General features: G+C 64.1%; 18 protein-coding genes and 1 pseudogene. 8 read left to right on the top strand and 11 right to left on the bottom strand.

Going from position 1 to position 18,200, the window contains the following annotated elements; genetic code table 11:
* Together ACWIGI_RS02615 and ACWIGI_RS02610 are read right to left on the bottom strand one after the other, a co-directional pair.
* A partial coding sequence (locus tag ACWIGI_RS02615) for a beta-ketoacyl synthase N-terminal-like domain-containing protein (RefSeq protein WP_454200573.1) occupies positions 1–821 on the bottom strand: 821 nt, incomplete at its 3' end.
* A 47-nt stretch (positions 822–868) separates the two neighbouring features.
* Positions 869–4,114, bottom strand: coding sequence for a type I polyketide synthase (locus tag ACWIGI_RS02610; RefSeq protein WP_454200572.1), 3,246 nt, complete (start codon positions 4,112–4,114; stop codon positions 869–871).
* Between the two features lie 448 nt (positions 4,115–4,562).
* Between ACWIGI_RS02610 and ACWIGI_RS02605 the strand changes: the two genes are divergently transcribed.
* From ACWIGI_RS02605 to ACWIGI_RS02590, 4 genes are all read left to right on the top strand, one after another.
* Positions 4,563–5,345 (top strand): AfsR/SARP family transcriptional regulator, encoded by a 783-nt coding sequence (locus tag ACWIGI_RS02605; protein ID WP_454200571.1) that lies wholly within the window; start codon positions 4,563–4,565, stop codon positions 5,343–5,345.
* Positions 5,305–5,538 (top strand): DUF6059 family protein, encoded by a 234-nt coding sequence (locus tag ACWIGI_RS02600; RefSeq protein ID WP_454200570.1) that lies wholly within the window; start codon positions 5,305–5,307, stop codon positions 5,536–5,538. Before ACWIGI_RS02605 ends, ACWIGI_RS02600 begins: the two co-directional genes overlap by 41 nt.
* A gap of 529 nt (positions 5,539–6,067) precedes the next feature.
* A complete protein-coding gene (locus ACWIGI_RS02595; protein ID WP_454200569.1) occupies positions 6,068–6,538 on the top strand; it encodes a cold-shock protein in 471 nt (156 codons plus the stop codon).
* Between the two features lie 16 nt (positions 6,539–6,554).
* Positions 6,555–7,295: a thioesterase II family protein gene (locus ACWIGI_RS02590; protein ID WP_454200568.1), complete on the top strand. Its 741-nt coding sequence runs from the start codon at positions 6,555–6,557 to the stop codon at positions 7,293–7,295.
* Between the two features lie 105 nt (positions 7,296–7,400).
* Here the strand turns inward: ACWIGI_RS02590 and ACWIGI_RS02585 are convergent, their stop codons facing one another.
* The 4 genes and pseudogenes from ACWIGI_RS02585 to ACWIGI_RS02570 all read right to left on the bottom strand — a co-directional run bounded on the left by ACWIGI_RS02585 (position 7,401) and on the right by ACWIGI_RS02570 (position 9,125).
* Complete coding sequence (locus tag ACWIGI_RS02585; RefSeq protein WP_454200567.1) at positions 7,401–7,928, bottom strand: CGNR zinc finger domain-containing protein; 528 nt, start codon at positions 7,926–7,928, stop codon at positions 7,401–7,403.
* A gap of 298 nt (positions 7,929–8,226) precedes the next feature.
* Positions 8,227–8,493, bottom strand: coding sequence for a hypothetical protein (locus ACWIGI_RS02580; protein ID WP_454200601.1), 267 nt, complete (start codon positions 8,491–8,493; stop codon positions 8,227–8,229).
* An 85-nt stretch (positions 8,494–8,578) separates the two neighbouring features.
* Positions 8,579–8,794, bottom strand: a pseudogene (locus ACWIGI_RS02575) (IS5 family transposase); the annotation flags it as partial.
* Entirely contained in the window at positions 8,736–9,125 is a 390-nt protein-coding gene (locus tag ACWIGI_RS02570) for a transposase (RefSeq protein ID WP_454200566.1), read from the bottom strand. The pseudogene ACWIGI_RS02575 and the gene ACWIGI_RS02570, both read right to left, overlap by 59 nt.
* A 324-nt stretch (positions 9,126–9,449) precedes the next feature.
* Between ACWIGI_RS02570 and ACWIGI_RS02565 the strand changes: the two genes are divergently transcribed.
* The gene (locus ACWIGI_RS02565; RefSeq protein WP_454200565.1) at positions 9,450–11,048 is read left to right on the top strand and encodes an AMP-binding protein; all 1,599 of its coding nucleotides are present in this window, start codon (positions 9,450–9,452) and stop codon (positions 11,046–11,048) included.
* A gap of 145 nt (positions 11,049–11,193) precedes the next feature.
* On the opposite strand, the gene ACWIGI_RS02560 is transcribed toward ACWIGI_RS02565, so the two are convergent.
* Entirely contained in the window at positions 11,194–12,693 is a 1,500-nt protein-coding gene (locus ACWIGI_RS02560) for an MFS transporter (RefSeq protein WP_454200564.1), read from the bottom strand.
* A gap of 118 nt (positions 12,694–12,811) precedes the next feature.
* Between ACWIGI_RS02560 and ACWIGI_RS02555 the strand changes: the two genes are divergently transcribed.
* On the top strand, positions 12,812–13,486 hold the full coding sequence (locus ACWIGI_RS02555) for a TetR/AcrR family transcriptional regulator (RefSeq protein WP_454200563.1): 675 nt from the start codon (positions 12,812–12,814) through the stop codon (positions 13,484–13,486).
* A 140-nt stretch (positions 13,487–13,626) separates the two neighbouring features.
* The gene (locus tag ACWIGI_RS02550) at positions 13,627–13,908 is read left to right on the top strand and encodes a hypothetical protein (RefSeq protein WP_454200562.1); all 282 of its coding nucleotides are present in this window, start codon (positions 13,627–13,629) and stop codon (positions 13,906–13,908) included.
* A gap of 28 nt (positions 13,909–13,936) precedes the next feature.
* Here the strand turns inward: ACWIGI_RS02550 and ACWIGI_RS02545 are convergent, their stop codons facing one another.
* The 4 genes from ACWIGI_RS02545 to ACWIGI_RS02530 form a co-directional block, all read right to left on the bottom strand.
* Positions 13,937–14,536 carry a TetR/AcrR family transcriptional regulator gene (locus tag ACWIGI_RS02545; protein WP_454200561.1) on the bottom strand — a complete coding sequence of 200 codons (600 nt, stop codon included), beginning with the start codon at positions 14,534–14,536 and terminating at the stop codon, positions 13,937–13,939.
* Positions 14,533–15,405 carry an oxygenase MpaB family protein gene (locus ACWIGI_RS02540; protein WP_454200560.1) on the bottom strand — a complete coding sequence of 291 codons (873 nt, stop codon included), beginning with the start codon at positions 15,403–15,405 and terminating at the stop codon, positions 14,533–14,535. Before ACWIGI_RS02540 ends, ACWIGI_RS02545 begins: the two co-directional genes overlap by 4 nt.
* A gap of 126 nt (positions 15,406–15,531) precedes the next feature.
* On the bottom strand, positions 15,532–16,296 hold the full coding sequence (locus ACWIGI_RS02535) for a hypothetical protein (RefSeq protein ID WP_454200559.1): 765 nt from the start codon (positions 16,294–16,296) through the stop codon (positions 15,532–15,534).
* Complete coding sequence (locus ACWIGI_RS02530) at positions 16,293–17,582, bottom strand: hypothetical protein (RefSeq protein WP_454200558.1); 1,290 nt, start codon at positions 17,580–17,582, stop codon at positions 16,293–16,295. The genes ACWIGI_RS02535 and ACWIGI_RS02530 overlap by 4 nt, the downstream gene beginning before the upstream one ends.
* Before the next feature lie 164 nt (positions 17,583–17,746).
* Here ACWIGI_RS02530 and ACWIGI_RS02525 point away from each other — a divergent pair, with 164 nt between their 5' ends.
* Positions 17,747–18,193, top strand: a complete 447-nt coding sequence (locus ACWIGI_RS02525; RefSeq protein WP_454200557.1) for a hypothetical protein — start codon at positions 17,747–17,749, stop codon at positions 18,191–18,193.
* Positions 18,194–18,200: the final 7 nt, after the last annotated feature.

Below are 18,200 nucleotides of genomic sequence, written 5' to 3'. Positions count from 1 at the left end.
ACACCCTCACCCCAACCCACACCATCAGCAGACGCCGAAAACGCCTTACACCGCCCATCCGCCGACAAACCCCGCTGACGCGAAAACTCCACAAACATTCCAGGTGTCGCCATCACCGTGGCACCGCCGGCCAACGCCAGCGAGCACTCCCCACCACGCAACGCCTGCACCGCAAGATGCACCGCCACCAGCGAGGAGGAGCACGCCGTATCCACCGTCACCGCAGGGCCCTCCAAACCCAAGGCGTAGGACACCCGCCCCGAAGCCACACTCGTGAAGGAACCGGTCATCGTGAAGCCATCGGTGGCCGGTGAGTCCGCGCCCAATTGCGGTCCGTAGTCGAGTCCGTACATTCCCGCGAATACTCCGGTTGCGCTACCGGCCAGTGTTCGCGGATCGATCCCGGCTCTCTCCAACGCTTCCCACGAGGTCTCCAGCAGCAACCGTTGGTGTGGATCCATCGCCAGCGCCTCGCGCGGGCTGATACCGAAGAACCCCGCATCGAAATCCGCGGACTCGTACAAGAACCCACCAGAACGGGTGTATGTCCTGCCTGCGGCGTCCGGATCCGGGTCATACAGCCCTTCGAGATCCCAGCCACGATCTGCCGGGAACGCCCCGATAGCGTCGACACCACCGGACACCAGCTCCCACAGGTCTTCCGGTGAGAACACACCACCGGGAAGTCGACAACCCATGCCCACCACGGCAATCGGCTCCCGCGCCGTTTCCTCCACTTCGTGGAGCCGCTGGCGAGTTCTCACCAGGTCGGCCGTGACCTTCTTCAGGTATTCCCGCAGCTGCTGTTCGACACCTGACATACCAATCCCCTCAAGGCTTTTCATTGTTTCAACAGGCAAAGCGACGCTTAGTCGAGTATTCCCAGCTCGTTGTCGATCAGATTGAACATCTCGGCATCGCTGGCCGACACGATCTCGTCAGCGGCTATGCCCCCGATACCATGGTTTCGCTCGTTCCAGGTCGATGAGAGCTCTCGCAGTCTTCGAGAAACCATCTGCTGAATTTCCTCTTGACCGGTCATGGCGAAGAGAATCGACTCCAGCCGGTCGAATTCTCTGACCACATTGGTTTCAAGGTTGTTCGACTGCATTCGCACTCGAATATGTTGTGCGAGCGCGGACGGCGTCGGATGGTCGAAGATCGCCGAAGGAGGCAGCCGCAATCCAGTGGCCACGCTCAGCCGATTACACAACTCGACCCCGGTCATCGAGTGGAAGCCCAGATCGGTGAAGGCGTGCGTGGGCTCGATCGCGTTACCGTGGCCATGTCCCAGCACGATCGCGATCTGGGTCAACACCACGTCCAGTACCACCGCCTGGACCTCGGCATCCGACAGACCCTCCAACCGCAGGGGCCGCACAACCTCGTCGGCGGCAGATTGCTCGGGGGTCACATCGACTGCCGAGCGCACTGCCGAATCTGTTTCGGCGAGCCAGAATCGTTGTCTGTCAAAGGCATAGGTGGGTAAGCCGATCCGATGACCACCCGCGATCATCGCCTCCCACCGCACATCCACACCCGCGGTGAACACTCGCCCTACACCCTCGAGCAACGCGTCGATCTGGGGGCGATCCCCACGCTGAGTCGCTACGAACACCGTCGCACGATCACCGGTGACGCAGCCCTGACCAAGGGTCGTCAGGGTCGCGTCCGGACCCAACTCCACAAACCGAGTCACCCCCTGCTCTTCGAGCCAGCGCACCCCATCCAGGAACCGCACCGACTCCCGCACATGCGACACCCAATACGACGGCGAACACAACTGCTCCGCATTCGCCTGCACCCCAGTCACATTCGACACCACCGGAATACCCGGCGCACTGAACGACAAGCCCGCCACGACCTGCTCGAACTCCGACAACATCGGATCCATGCACGCCGAATGAAAACCATGACTCACCCGAAGACGCTTCGCCTTATGGCCCAATGCTTCCCATCGGGACACTGCCTCCGCGACTGCGGACTGCTCCCCTGAGATCACTACAGCGTTCGGACCGTTCACCGCCGCAATAGCGACAGGGTGTTCATAGCCGACCAGCAGCTGCGCCACCTCGGATTCACTGCCCTGCAAGGCGACCATGACCCCGCCCTCGGGAAGGGCTTGCATCAACCTGCCCCGCGCAGCCACCAACACACACGCGTCCTGGAGATCCAGCACCCCCGCCACATGCGCCGCAGCGAGCTCGCCGATCGAGTGTCCCATCACGAAATCTGGGCGCACACCCCACGATTCGACAAGGCGGAACAGCGCGACCTCGACCGCGAACAACCCGGTTTGGGTGAACACCGTCCGATCCAACAACCCGTCCACATTGGGCTCGGCGAACACCACCTCCCGCAACGAGCACCCCAACAGCGGATCCATCACCGCACACACCGCATCGAACACCTCGGCGAACACCGGATACCTCGCATGAAGCTCCCGCCCCATGCCCGCGCGCTGGCTTCCCTGCCCCGAGAACACGAACGCCGTCAGGCCCTCGACCGGTGCACCCCACACCACACCAACCACATCGCGGCCCTGAGCCACCGCTCCCACACCAGCCAGAAGCTGTTCCCGGTCTGCACCCAAGGCGACCGCGCGATGCTCGAACACCGACCGCGTCGTCACCAATGACGAGGCGACATCAGGCAGGCTCAGATATTCGTCGCCGACCACGAACTCACGCAAGCGCCCCGCTTGCCCGCGTAGCGCCTGCGGTGATCTCGCCGAAATGACCCACGGCACAACGCTATTCACAGGCGGTTGGTCGGGATCCCGGGTTGGGGTCGCGTTGGCGAGCACAGTTGTCCGCGGCGGCTGTTCCAGCACGACGTGGACATTGGTACCGGTGATCCCGAACCCCGACACGCCAGCAAGCAATGTTTCTTCGGACCTGGGCCACGGACTCCTCGATGTCTGCACCCTCAGATTGAGGTCGTTCAGCGGTATATCGGCGTTTGGTGCGACGTAGTTGAGGGAAGGCACGAGTTCGCCGTGGCTCAGGCACAGGGCGACCTTGATGATCCCGGCGATACCCGCCGCGCCCTCCAGATGACCGATGTTCGTCTTGACCGAACCGACCAAGAGGGGGCGATCGACAGGCCGTCCAGCACCCAGACTCTGTCCCAGGGCGGCCGCCTCGACAGGATCCCCGACACTCGTACCCGTGCCGTGCAGCTCTACATATTGGATATCCTGTGGCCTCACGCCCGCCTCGTCCAGTGCGGACCGTATGACCGAGACCTGGGCCGCACGACTCGGAACTGTCAGCCCGCCGGCACGACCGCTGTTGTTCGTCGCGCTACCCCGAACAACGCAGTAGATGCGGTCACCGTCTGCCACCGCTTTGTCGAGCGGCTTCAGGACTACGATGCCGCCGCCCTCTCCGCGCACATATCCATTGGCCCGAGAATCAAAGGTGAAGCACGTCGCATCGGGTGAAAGCGCTCCGGCTTTCGCCATGACAATAGAGCTCTCAAACGCCAGTACAAGGCTTACTCCGCCGGCCAGCGCCAGCTCCGATTCTCCTCTTCGCACACTCTGACAGGCCAGATGGAAAGCCAGGAGTGAGGAGGATTGCGCGGCATCCACGACCAGGCTCGGACCTGTCAAATTCAACGCATGCGATAGGCGATTCGCGACTGCGGCTCGACTGAGCCCGGTGGCCGAGTGCATGCCGATTCCAGACACTCCCGCCATGACCGTCAATTTGGCGTAGTCATCGGACGAGACACCGACAAAGACTCCGACGCGGTCCTTGCGTAGACGACTAGGCGTCGTTCGCGCGTCCTCGACGGCTTCCCATGCCAGCTCGAGCATGAGCCTTTGCTGCGGGTCCATGACCTGCGCTTCGCGGGGTGAGATGCCGAAAAATCCGGGATCGAAGTGATCGACACTGCCCAGGAAGCCACCCCTGAGAAGATTCACCCCGTCGACGATTCCAGTGGATTCAGCCGGAAGATGTCCTGCCGCGAGTCTGCCATCGGGAAGGTCACCGACTGTCGAAACACCAGAATTCAGAATACTCCAGAACTCATTCGGATTGTCCGCGCCGGCAAACCTACAAGCAAGCCCCACAATCGCTAAATCCATGCCCGACGCGCTGCTCATAACCCACCCCGATCATCTACGAATCAAACCGGTCGAGGTGGACTCGATAAACACATCCAACCGCCGATTCCGCCTATGCAATCCCTCGATCTGAACGGCCCGAGGGAGGCAACAAGCCCCCGCACAAATGCCCCATCGCATCGTGACACTTCCAACATAGCGGCCGTCGCTAGTGCATCTCTAAAGTCTGACCAAAGGGCCGAGATTCACACTCCTGACCTGGGAGTAAGCAACTGGACACGCGACGATAGACCAAGCGTGATGAATCTCTCACCCGGTCGCGGATTGCGTCAGCGACCTCTGCCAACACCTCTGCAGCTGATTCGCAAGCAACCTGGCCGTAACAGGCGACTAGGACCCGCGTTGCCCTCAGTGGAAGCTTCAACTATCGTGGCCGAAGGGAGTTGATTTGTTTACGAAGACCGCTGTGCGGTAAGGGGAGAAGGCCGTGCACTATCAAATACTTGGGCCTGTTCGCGTTTTTGATGAACACACTGAATCTCAGCTCAATGCCGAGAAGATTAGAACACTGCTCGCGGTGTTACTCATTCGACGCGAACAAATCCTTACAAAAGAACAACTCATATCTGAACTATGGTCCGATCGAGCACCTCGCAGAGCGTGCGCAACACTCCACGTATATATTTCACAACTGCGAAAGTTTCTCAATCGAACGGCGAACGCCACGAGTACAATAACCACTTTCGCTTCGGGCTATCTATTTTCCCTCGGCAACGACAGCTTAGATTTGACAGAATTCAACAATCGTATCGACCGCGGTCGCGACTTTCTCCACATGAACTCCGCAACAGACGCGGATCGGGAGCTGACTGCCGCGCTCGAGCTGTGCCAAGGCCCGGTACTCGGCGACCTGCGTGCCGACGGCCCGATCATCTGCGGGTTCATCGCCTGGGCAGAGGAAGCCGAGCTCGAAGCCCGTAACCTCTGGATCGACGCGCAATTCTCGCAGGAGAACTACGGCCAGCTCATCAGCTCCTTGTCGCAGCTCATCTCCGAGCATCCGCTACGCGAGTCATATCATCATCAACTAATGCTTGCGCTGCACCGGTCCAGTCGACAGCACGACGCGATAAATATCTATCAAAAATTCAGTGCGAACCTCGGCAGAGAACTTGGCATATCTCCGTCCGCCGCACTCAAGTCTTTGTACCAATCAATAATTGTCGGAGATGCCGCAGATGATGAGCGAACCTGTGCGCTGTCCCGTTGAAGCACTGGTCACGGTGGGCCGCACATTTTGTGCCATGTATGGACTTGTCGCGCATCCACACCCACCTGATGCGGCGCGCTGGTTGTTCAGCACCCCGGCAGGACACCCTGAATCGGTCCCGTCGACAGACCCAACCGCAGCGGAGGAGCTGCTGTGGAGTCAATTCGGGTGGTCGCTGCCGAAGATGCGATGAATACCAGGAAGGCCGGACCAGCGAAAGCGAGAGATCCTCGATATCGCAACCCGATAGTTCGCCACCAGATAGCGGACTACGGTGAGCATTTTCGATATCGCGCAGAGTGTCGAGGTTTCACAAACCTACGTGACAAAGCTGTTCGGCACCAAGCATCAACTCTTCGCAGAAGTAGTGAATTGCACATGGGATCCCATCGAGGAGTACCACTGAAGGTATTTCGAGCAAGCCACCGAAGACAGCAGCGGCGTCCTTCTTGCCGATCCGAAAATACTGCAGATTCTTCTCGATGGTTTCGCCGCCAGGACCGACCCGGTCATAGGCGACGTAATGCGTAATAGGTTAAGTCTGTTCTACGACTCGACACGTCGGCATCCTCGCGCCTCCGCGAAGAGCGCGAGCGGATTTGTGGCAGACGGTATGTTGCTGACATCCCTCAGCCGTCTGAGTTCAATCGATCCCGATGCCGAGCGTAGCTCTCTTCATTTTCGACAAGTTGATAATCGGTCCATGGTGACCGGGTCTGTAATTGAGTGATAGTCGCGACTCACACGGTGAGTCAAGTGTTGTCTGGGGAGTTCAGTTGGCAATTCTGGGACGAGTTATCAGATTCGACCGCTCGAGAGGCTATGGGTTCATCTCCGCCGACACGGGCGGCGATGACATCTTCTTACACGTGAACGATCTCGAGTTCGAAAAAAATCTGGCGGCGCCGGGAACAAAGGTTCAGTTCGAATTGGAACAGGGTGATCGAGGAAAGTTCGCGACTGCCGTACAGCTGCGTTCTTTCAACGATCAGAACATGGCTAGTGCGTTTCCAGCGGATCTACGATCGTTCGATCCTGAGGATCTGTCAGACGTGTTGACCAGCGACGAGTACCTGCGTGAAATCACGGAGCTTCTTCTGGTCAGCAGTGGATCGCTGACCAGTGAACAAATAGCCGGAGTACGGGCAGCCATGTTGAAGAATGCGGTTGGCCACCGATGGGTCGAGGATTAGGGTGAGAGTGGCAGCAATGAATTCCGGTGCGAATCGTTGGATTCGCACCCTCAGCACGCCAGGCAACACAGCGCCGCGGCTTCTGTGCTTCCCCCATGCGGGCGGTTCCGCAAGTTACTACTACCCCCTGTCGAAGGCCCTCGCGTCCACCTGCGAAGTACTCGCCGTTCAATATCCGGGACGACAAGACCGTTTACGCGAACCCTGCCTGGCGAGTATCCACGAGCTGGCCGACGCGGTGTGTGAGCAGACACTGCCGCTGGTGGACCGCCCGATCGCGTTGTTCGGTCACAGCATGGGTTCCCTCGTCGCCTACGAGGTTGCCCGACGACTGGAACAGCACGGTGCTCTTCCGAGCGTTCTGTTCGTCTCCGGCAGACGCGCTCCCTCGACGTACAGAGAGGAGAACACCCACTTGCTTGACGATCAGCAGTTGTTGAGCGTGATTCGCATGCTCGACGGAACGGATCCTCGGCTACTCGACGATCAGGAGGTCCGAGACATGATTCTTCCTTCTGTCCGTGCGGATTACCGGGCAATCGGGACCTACCATCACCGAGTCGGTCCCTTGTTGACGATTCCGATCCACGCCCACATCGGCATCTCAGATAGTCGTGTCAACACCCAAGAGGCCCGCGCGTGGAGCGATCACACTGTCGGTGACTTCGAACTACGAACCTACCCTGGTGGTCACTTCTACCTCTCCGAACAAGTGGATGCGTTGTCGAGCGAGATTCGCCGGACCATCAACGCATAGCCCACGCGAGGCCCGGACCCCTCGTTTCGGGCCTCATCAAGATCGAGCCGATCGCCACCACCGAACATGCTCCGTCCAACGACGCGAGTCACCGGTCAGCACACCTCAGCTCGACTTCTTTCGCGCGCGGGAGGCGGCTACCGCACTGCGGTTTCCACAGGCAACACTGCAGAAGCGGCGTGATCGGTTGCGGGACAGATCGAGAACGATCCCATCGCACGTGTCATCGGCACAGACTAGGAGGCGGGCGAGTTCGTCGGTGCGAATGAATTCGACCATCGCCATGGCGGCTTCCACAGCCAGACGCTGATCGAGCGATGCGTCCGGGAGAACCGCCACCAGACGATAGGCAACCTCGTCGTGCCGAATCAACTGAGGAACAGCGCGATGATCAGACAGGATGCTGTTCACCATCCGCGCCGCAACGTCTTTGTCGCCCATCAACAATCGCCGCAACGGAGCACGCAGATCACGAAGTGCGGCAAGCTGCCCCGCATCCGGGACATACCCTTCGTTCTTGAAGAAGAACCGTTCCAGCAGCGCCCCCTCACTCGCGCTACCGATGCCCTCAGCGGTGTTCACCAGCTCGATCGCCGCCAGCAACGATGCGACGGTGTCACGGGGAAAAGTCATGGGAACCAAACTATTACATCCTCCAAGTACCGCTTCAATCGCCGATGGTCGACTGCGTCCGCGGCGGAATACCCGCGACGATGTCCGCAACGACAGCAGTAGCACGGTGCATGGCGTGGCACACTACACCGATCAACCGACAATGCGACGGGGTCGGTTTGGGCGCAGGCAGGAGGTAGCACGGCCATCACCCGTTCCCGGGCCGAGGATCGAGGCCACGTGCGCTACATCGCGGAGCACTGGTGGCGAGACGTATTCCAAACCTGCGGAATTGCACTCTGGCCAGCGAACGCGCGCTCTAGGTCGTGTCTCCCAATGATTTGAGCCATTCGACGATGAGGACCAGGACGAATCCGGCGCGGTAGATGATCGCGAGCTTGTCGTAGCGCGTCGCGACCGCGCGCCAGTGCTTGGCGCGGTTGAAGGCGCGTTCGATAACGTTGCGGCGCTTGTAGAGCCCGGGATCGAACCGTGGCGTCCGGCCGCCGGCGCGGCCCTTGCGTTTGCGGTTGGCGACCTGATCGGACCGTTCCGGGATGACGGTCCGGATCCGTTTGCGGCGCAACAGAGTTCGGTTCGAGGCCGCAGGTGGCGCAATCAGCGATCACGACCACGGGGTTGATGCACGGCGGTCCGCCTCCCCGACGGGGCACGACCACCGCTTCCAACAGCGCTGGCAGTAGCGGTGAATCGTTGGCTCGCCCGGGCGTGAGCAGCACGACCATGCCCTTACCGGTGCCGTCGGTGGCGAGATGGATTTTGGTGATCAGCCCGCCTCTGGAGCGTCCGATGGCGTGGTCGGCGGGTTCATAGCGCGGTGACCGAGTCGGAGGCCGTGCCGGCGGCCTGTTGAGATGCGCTCGCACGATCGTGGAGTCGACCGACACGACCCAGTCCAAGTCGCCGGTGGTATCGACCAGCGCGAGCAGCGCGGTCAAGACTCGGTCGGCAGGTGCCGTCGGCGGCATAGCGGCGGTGGCGTTTCCACACGGTCTGCCGCAGTCCGAAGTGCTCGGGCAGGTCCCGCCACGGCCGGCCGGTTCGCAGTTGATACAGCATCGCTTCCACGATCAGCCGATTGTTGGCGAAGCTACGACCTACATGACCTTGGGACTTGGGCAGCAGTAACTCCAGCAACTCCCACTGCTTATCGGTTAACTGGAATCGATCACCGATCACCGTCGCTACGGCGACCATGATCCACGATCAGCCCCGAGATCGGGGCCGATCGATTCACTTCATGAGATGACAGGACTTAGTACCCACCGAGCAGCTCACCGAGCCCATCGATCTCCGGGGTGGTATCCATAGCACCGGGACCAGCTATGGAAAACTTCACGGATGTGCACGTGCGCTGTTCCGTGCCCATCAGATGGCCGATCGGGAGCGCGGTTGCGGTGATGTCGGTCACACAAAACGTCTCATTGCCCCCGATCCATGGCCGCCGGCCCGGGTTGGCTGCAGGATCTCGATCGACCGTCGGCCAACGCCTCAGAGATCGGCGACAAGGTAGGGAACGCGATGACACCACCGACAGAGAACGCGCTCGCCGCGGCCATCCGCGCGGCCTCCAGCTGCGATGCCGACCTCCATATCCTCAACAAGGACGACAACCGCTGGGACAGTCGGCCCTGGAGCGAGGTGCTGGCGCACGCCGAGGGCATCGCCGCTCATCTGCAGGACCGGGAGAGCGCGGCGGGGCCGGTGGCGGTGATCGGCGAATCGAGCTATGAAACCGTCACGATCGTGCTCGCGGCGTGGCTGGCCGGGCGCGCCTCCACCCTGCTGCCGGGGCCCAACCGCTTCACGAGCCTGGAGTCGTGGGCCGCGCGAACGACGACCCAGCTCGGCGCGTTGGGCGTGGGGCAGGTGTATTGCCAGGGCACCGCGTTACACGCGCTGAGCGGGGCCCAGGCCACCGAATCCGGCTTCCGTACAGGGGGATTCGACGAAGTCGACCTCTGGCGTACCGCGCCGCCGGGATTCGAGCCGACGCCGACAGCGGTCGATGCCGTGTCGATCTTTCAGGGCACCGCGGGGTCCACCGGTCTGCCGAAGGCCGTCGCGCTGACCGCGCCCGCCGCGCTGGCCAACGTCCGAGATGTGCTCGCGCGCCAGCAGTTTCGAGACGGCGACGTCCTGTGCAGCTGGTTGCCGCTCTATCACGACATGGGTTTGATGATGCTGCTGGCGGGATTGCTGACCGGTGCTCCGACCTGGCTCGCACCGACCTCGGCCTTCGCGAAATCACCCTTCGACTGGCTGCAGTGGCTCACCACCAGCGGCGCGACCGTCACCGCCGCACCGAATTTCGCCTACGCGCTGGTCGGCCGCTACGCGCGATTGTCGGCCGGTGCGGATCTGAGCGCGCTGCGGGTCGCCATCAACGGCGGTGAACCCATCGACGTCGCCGCGACACAGCGATTCAGCCAGCAGCTCGCGTCGGCGGGGTTCGACGCACGCGCGGTCTGCGCGTCCTACGGGCTCGCCGAGGCCACCTGTGCGCTCACGATGCCCGCGGCCGACGCCGGACTGACCTACGACGAGGTACCGCTGCCGGGCGGAACGACGCATCGGGCCGCACTGCTCGGCGCGGCGCTCGACGGTGTCGAGCTTCGGGTCGCGCCCACCACCCACAGCACCGAATTCGATGCCGTGCGCCCGGTCGGCGAGATCCAATTCCGTTCCGCCGCACAGATGATCGGGTATCACGGTGACACCCCGATCGGTGCCGGGGAATGGATCGGCACCGGCGACCTGGGCTATCTGGTCGACGACCAGCTCGTCGTCTGCGGCCGCAGCAAGGAGTTGATCACCATCGCGGGGCGGAACATCTTCCCGCAGGAGATCGAGCGCGCGGTCGTGGGTGTCGCGGGGGTTCGCCCGGGCGCCATCGCCGCGGTCAGCGGTGGCGGCGGTGGTGCACGGCGTGATCAGCTCGTCGTCGTGGCCGAGTACTCCGGCGACGACAAGACGGCCGCTCGCCGGTTGATCTCCGAACGGGTCGCGGCCGAATGCGGAGTCACGCCGGGGTTGGTGGATCTGGTTCCGGTCGGAGAACTCCCCAAGACCACCTCGGGCAAATTGCGGCGCGTGGAGATCGCGGCCGGGTATCGCTGAACCACCGGCCATTTCGCGTCACTCGGCCACGGCAACATCACCCGATCGTGCCGAAGCAGGTTATCGGCCGTCGAGGTAGCGGTCTGCGCACAGCACAGCGCCCGCGTCATCGTTGACGCGGGCGCCGTGGGATTCGTTCCGGAAATCAGTGCGCGAGCACCGGTTCCCCTTCCGCGGGCGCCGGAACCGTGTTGGGCATCAGGATCCCGGTCAGGACCGCGCCCGCCACGAAAATCGCGGTGGCCCACCAGAAGCTGGTGGTATAGCTCTCGATCTGGGCCTGCGCCGCGACCAGCGCGCTGGGCTGATGCGAACCGAGGTAGTCGGTCGCGGCCGAGGCGGCGATGGTGCTCAGCAGCGCGGTGCCGATCGAGCCGCCGACCTGCTGGCTGGTGTTGACCATCGCCGAGGCGACGCCCGCGTCCTCGTGGTACACGCCCGAGGTCGCGCCCTGGAAGGCGGTCGACATCGCGCCACCGAGGCCGAGGCCCATGAGCACCAGTGCCGGAAGGATATTGGCGACGTAGGAGCTGTCCAGGCTGATCTGGGTCAGCAGGCCCATGCCCGCCGCGGCGATCAGGAAGCCCGCGCTCACCACGATCTTCGGGCCGAGCTTGGGTAGCACCAGCGAGGGCACGGTGGTCGAGGAGATGACCATGCCCGCGACCATCGGCAGGAAGGCCAGGCCGGTCTTGATCGGCGAGTAGCCCATGCTCAGCTGCATGTAGTAGGTCAGGAACAGGAAGATCGCGAACATGCCGATGCCCATGACGAACACCGTCAGGTACGAGCCGCCGCGGGTGCGGTCGAGCACGATGCGCAGGGGCAGTAGCGGATTCGCGGCCCGGGTCTCCAGCCACACGAAGACCGCGAGCAGAACCGCGCCGCCGATCAGGAAGCCCAGGGTGACCGGGTTGGTCCAGCTGGTCGACTCGGCGTGCGAGAAGCCGTAGACGATGCCGAACAGCGCGGCGGTGACCACGAGGGTGCCCGGGATGTCGAGCTTGGGGCGTTCGGTGACCGTGTGCTTGGCCAGCAGCAGTATCGCGCCGATCAGCGCGACGGCGGCGAAGGCGAGGTTGACGAACATCACCCAGCGCCACGACGCCCATTCGGTGAGCATGCCGCCCAGCAGCAGGCCGATGGCGCCACCGGCGCCGGCGACCGCGCCGAAGATGCCGAAAGCCTTTGCCCGCTCGGACGGTTCGGTGAAGGTGACGCTCAGCAGCGACAGGGCCGCGGGCGCGAGCAGCGCGCCGAACACGCCCTGGCCGACGCGTGCGGCGACCAGCATCTCGAAGCTGGTGGCGGCGCCGCCGATGGCGGAGGTGACCGCGAAACCGACGAGGCCGACGATGAAGGTGTTGCGGCGGCCGAACAGGTCGCTGAGGCGACCGCCCAGCAGCAGGAGGCTGCCGAAGGCCAGCGCGTAGCCGGTGACCACCCATTGCCGGTCGCCGTCGCCGAAGCCGAGGTCCGCCTGTGCCGCGGGCAGCGCGATATTCACGACGGTCGCGTCGAGTACCACCATGAGCTGTGCGACGCCCAGAACGGCGAGCACCCACCAGCGCAGAGCATGCGAGCCGCGGCGGCCCGAATCCGTCTTCTCGGGGGCGGGTGCCCCACGGTCGTACGTGGTTGTCATGAGTCCCCTTGGTGTCGAAGCATGATGCGGAGGGCGATACTCCGCTTATCGAGTAAGCTAGCACCATAACGGAGGTGAGTCCTCCACTTAGTCTCGCGCGTCTCATCGGGAGGCACTTGTGAACCACACCACTACCGGGTCCCCACCTCGGCGTTTGCGCGCCGACGCGGCCCGCAATCAGCGCCGGATCGTCGAGGCGGCCCGCGAGCTCTTCGCCGATCGCGGACTGGAGATCTCCCTCGACGACGTGGCCGAGCGCGCGGGCGTGGGAATCGGGACGGTCTACCGCCGCTTCACCGGCAAGGACGAATTGATCGCCGAGGTCTTCGCGGCGAATGTCGGCGAGTTCGCGATCGCCGCCGAGACCGCGGCCGCCCACCCCGATCCCTGGGAGGGGCTGGTGCAGTTCTTCGAATACGCGTGCACGCACCTGGCGACCAACCGCGGTCTCAGCGAAGTGATGCTGGAACTCGATAACGATCTCGACGACCTGGCCGAGATGCGCAATCGCATCAAGCCGGTGATCTCGGCGGTGGTCGATCGCGCCCGCGCGGCGGGCGTGATCCAACCCGAGATCGAGCCCTCGGACATCTTCGCCCTCGTCCACATGGTCGATTCCCTGGCCGAGTTCGCCCGACCCGTGAACCCCGACCTCTGGAAGCGCTACGAGGCCGTCATCCTCAACGGGATCCGCGCCGACGCGACCCCGCGCAGACCACTGACCGTGCCGCCGTTGACCGACGAACAGGTCGAGCAGGCGAAGTCCCACATCTGCACGGGCCGCAAACGCTGACGAACTGATTCGATTGCAAGGCAATGGAATTGGGGGCGCGCGCGATCGGTTCGAACGGACCCGCTGTGAAACGTCACCATTTACAGTTCTCGCGTGGCCGGCGGCGCGTCCGGCCTTCGCCTCCGGAAAGGTCTTCTCCCATGCGTTATGTCGTAGCCGCGGCCGGGGTGGCCGGCGCGTTGTTCGCGGGAATGGGACCCGCTGCGGCCGCACCCCTGACGCTGATCGAGAACGCGGATGGCGCGGCGTCCGTCCACCGGTCGGCGGTCGCCGGCGAAGGATCGAGCGGTTCCGCCACCGCGGTGCTCAACGGGTCCGTGGCGAGCGGTTCGGCCCAGAACGGCGCGGATCTGTTCCGGAAGTCGCTGTGCACGATCAGCTCGGGCCGCCCGACCCCGCCGGGCACGGTTCCGATCTGCTGACGCGGCGGGGCTATTGCACGGACCACGCTCAGCGCGGGCGCGAGGACGCGGATATTCCTCGTACACACAGCGTCACGGCTGTCGCGATCGCGTGTTCTTTCGGGACCCGGCACCCACCGTCCACCCAGTGCTGGGCGGTGAAGCGGCAGATGCCCATCAGGCCGGCCGCGACCAGGCGAGCCTGATCGAGGTCGGTGTGGGGGTCGCGGGCCAGAAAACCGGCTACCGCGTGCACGCAGTCGTCGATCGCGCGATCCGTGCAGCCGCGCACGGCGGGATCGTGCTGCAACTCGGTATCGAAGATCATTCGGAAGCTGTCGGGGTCGTGTTCGACGAAATCGAAGTAGACCCCTACCGCCGCGCGCGCTCGGCCGAGGCCGTCGGTTCGGGCATCCACGGCCTGCCGGACCTCGGACACCAGCCGATCCACGTGTACCTGCAGCACCACCGAATACAGGTCGGCCTTGCTCGGAAAGTGTTTGTACACGATCGGTTTGCTGATTCCGGCGCGGACCGCGATCTCCGACATCTGCGCCGCGTGAAACCCGCGGCGGCCGAACACTTCACAGGCGGCGGTCAGCACCCGCCGCTGTTGCGCCTCGCGGCCCCCGGCCATCGCGTCGATCACAGCATCGACGTGCCCGCGCGCCGGCGGCGGCGCATGTCGGCCATGAGGGCGTTCATGGGGAACAGCCGGGCGGTCCGCGGGAGCGTGCCGTGGGCGGTCCCGATCATCCGCAGCGCTCGGGTGAGGAGTTGTTCGTCGGCATCGCTCCAGGACATTCCCAGCTGTTCCCGAATCTGCGGGGGCAGCAGGCCGGTGACGATGAACCGGTGCACGGGGGCCAGGAGCGGACGGATGGGAAGCTTGCTCACCTTCAGATCGATGAGCAGGTTGAAGTAGTCACGGGTGCGGTCGTCGATGGTGTGAGCTGCCAGGTTGGTGTTCCAGTACTCCTCGAAGGCGGCCCGGTCGGCGGGCCACATGTCGGGCCGCATCTGCAGGGTGGTGCCGAGCCTCGCGCAGTACTGATAGAACACGTCCGCGGTGTCCGCATCGAGCGAACCGTGCATGCGCTCATGGAGATCCGCCATTCCCCAGTACAGGCAACCGGCGACCCACAGCTGCAGTTTCGGGTCGAAGGCGTTGTACTTGGATTCGGCGCCGGGGGCCGAGCGAATCGAGCGATGGCTGCGGTCGACCTCCATGCGGTAGGCGTGGCGCTCGTCCTCGGAGCCCATGAGCGCGACGGCGATGTAGGTGAGGGTGGTCCGCAGCCGCTTCCACGGGTGGATATCCGCGCGGCCGCTTTCGACCGTGCTCTCCATGACCCCGTAGGCGACGGGCTGGAGGCTCAGCTGCAGCACCACGTTGGCCATACCGCCGAGGAGCGTGGAGATGCCGTCGAAGAAGTCCTCGATGTCGAAGTCGTCCACGGTGCCGTAGCGGCAGGTTGTGGCCGGCTGGTGCCGGATCGAGTCGACGGCTGCGGTCATCGTCAGTACCTCTCGTGAAAAGATGAGAAGATTGTGTTCCAATCCTCTCACGAGAGGTTACCGATCTTGAACGACGGAAGGAAACCGGGGCCGGATCGGGACGCGCGGTCGCACCGGCGCCCGGTGTCAGCGCACTCGGTCGTCCGCGGCCAAATAGGTGATGGCGAGGTCGCGGCGGGCGATGCCGGCCCGGCTCTCCCGGATCGGGCCGATCGCGGCGGCCAGCTCACGGTAGGTGAGATGGTCGGCCGGGTGCAGGCCGTCGGCGGGGTGGAAATCGACAGTGGCGGTAGATGTTCCAGCGGCGGTGGCGATGATCAGCCGGTAGCGCAGCGGCACGGTGGCGGTGCCGTGCGTGCGAATCGAGCGGTAGGCGGTTCGATCTCCCAAGGAGTGCAGTGCGCCGGAGTCGGTGGATACGACGGTCGCGGATTCGAACCGTTCGTATCCGAACGCCGCCTCGTCCAGCACGTCCAGACCATCGGCGTAGAACGCGGGCAACGCGTCTTCGGGCACGGTGTTCCACGGGAACACAAGGTCTCCGGGCAGGTCGATCTCCTCGACCAGTTCGATCCTGGTGATCTCGCGGGCGGCGGCCGCGAGCGAACGCGTCAGCCGCGCCGCGACCGCGGATCCGAAGCCGCCGGTGGCATGCAGCGTGGATCCGCCCGCCCGGCAGGCCCGGCGCATCTCGTCCAGCGGCAGCGCCCGTAACGCGAGCGCGGTGATCACGTCACGGCCCGCCTCGAGCTGGGCGATGATCTCATCGACATCGGAGGTCAGGTGGATCACCACCTCGGACGAATCCGGTTCGGTGACAAGGACATCCGGGTTTCGAGAGAAGCGGTCGGCGATCGGTCCGGTGCCGAGCACCGCGATGGGCGTGATCATGGTGTCTCCACACGGAGTCGGGGGCTCAGGTCCGGCATGACGATGCCCGGCGGCGCGGCACACAGGTCGGGGATGACGTCGAGCATCGCTTTGACCGAGATGTCGGTGACCGCCGACCAGTCGCCGTCGTAGGAGTCCGCGTCCAGTTCGTTGCGCATCTCGATGCGGGCGGGGTCGCCGTCGAGGGTGATGACGTGTCCGCCGGACAGGCTGGCGGGATGATCGGGGCCGAGGTGGGCGTTGCCCGGACCCACGTGCCAGCATTCGGCATTCGTCATGAACAACCGGTCGCCGAGGTAGCCGCGGTAGCTCATGTGGATCGCGCCGACCGTTCCCGGCTCGATCACGCTGCCGCCCGCTTCCACCCGGGTCCGCGCGGGCACGGGGTAGACGTGCCGTTCCACCCGGACCTCGTCGGCGCTCGCGCCGAACAGGGAGTGCGCGACGGCGGCGAGCACCGCGTCGAAGTAGAAGTGCTGCATGAGCGCGATGGCGTGATCGGAGTCGACCGCGTCCAGCGGCATGCCGAAACCGAGGCTGGCCAAACCACCCCACATGCCGTCCGGCGCCGCGGACAGGTCGCCGACCTCGAGGAATTTCACCTCGCGGACCTCGTCCAGCAGGCCGGCCAGGCGCAACAGCACCTGTTCGACCATCAGGCCGGGGTGTAATCCGGTGCCGTGCAGCGAGACTCCCCCGCGTACGCACGCCTCGTGGAGCCGTGCGCCCGAGGCCCGGCGCGGGATGGCGCGGTCCACCAGCGGCTCGGCGAGCCGGTCGAGCAGTGGTCGCGCCGGCCGTACCGGGCTCGAATCAACCACTCGCATAACGGTTCGCAATGCTGCCAGGGCCTTGGGTAGCTGCGGTCCGAACGCGTCGCCGGTGACCCGCATTCGCGAGACGGTTCCCAATACTTCTAGCGGAGAACGTGATTCGGACAGCCAGGTGGCCATGGCGGGGTTGTGGTACGACGCCGCGGAGACCACGTTCTTTCCGGAACGCAGCAGGTCGAGCACGTCGGCGTCCGCACCCTGGACCAGTGCCGGGGTGGTCGGCGTGTGCACGACGCAATCCGCTTCCAGGGCAAGGATTTCCGCCTTCGAGGTGGTGGCGGTGACACCCACCGGCGGCAGCCCGGCCAGCTCGCCGATGTCGCGACCGTGTTTGTGCGGGCTGAACACCTTCACCCCCACGACCTCGAAATCGGGCGATTCCAGCGCGGTGCGCAGGGCCCGCCCGCCCATGTCGCCGGGACCCCAGATGATCAGTCGATACGGACGTTTCACAACCGCCTCCTGCCGTTGGCGATAGTTCTAACACGGCGGCGGATGAGAAGGATAGGCTTTGATCTTCTAATATTCTCAGCGATCGTGGGAGGTTCGCCGAGCCCAGGTCAGCGGGTCGAAGCCGACAGCACGGCTACTCCGCGAAGCAGCGCAGAATGCCCGGCATGGACCTGCGCCCTGAGCTGATACCACCCGTCGTGGACCGTCGGCGTCTCACCGAGATAGGCGCCGAGATCGAGCGAATCGCGACCCTGATCCGCGCGGGCGGTCCCGCCGAGGAGGCGGTGGCCGCGTTCAACGCCGCCACCGGTCACACCTACACGTTCCTCGATTTCACCGAGTATCACGGTTCTCGGGATCTCGACGATTTCGCCCGCGAGGCCGCCCGTCCGTCCCACCCCCGCTTCCCCGGGATCACCCGCTCCGACCTCGTTGCCGTGGTCGAACGAATCCTGGCCGCCGACGACGAAACCGACTATTACCTCCTGGTTTTCACGACCAACGTCCCCCACCCCCGCGCGGCCGACCTGATCTACCACCCCCGGCACGACGACCTCACAGCCGCCTCGATCGTCGACGAGGCACTCGCCTACCGCCCGATCGAGCTGTGATCAGGGC

This window comes from Nocardia sp. NPDC055321 (genome assembly GCF_053645575.1).
This window is presented reverse-complemented; position numbering and strand designations above follow the sequence as displayed.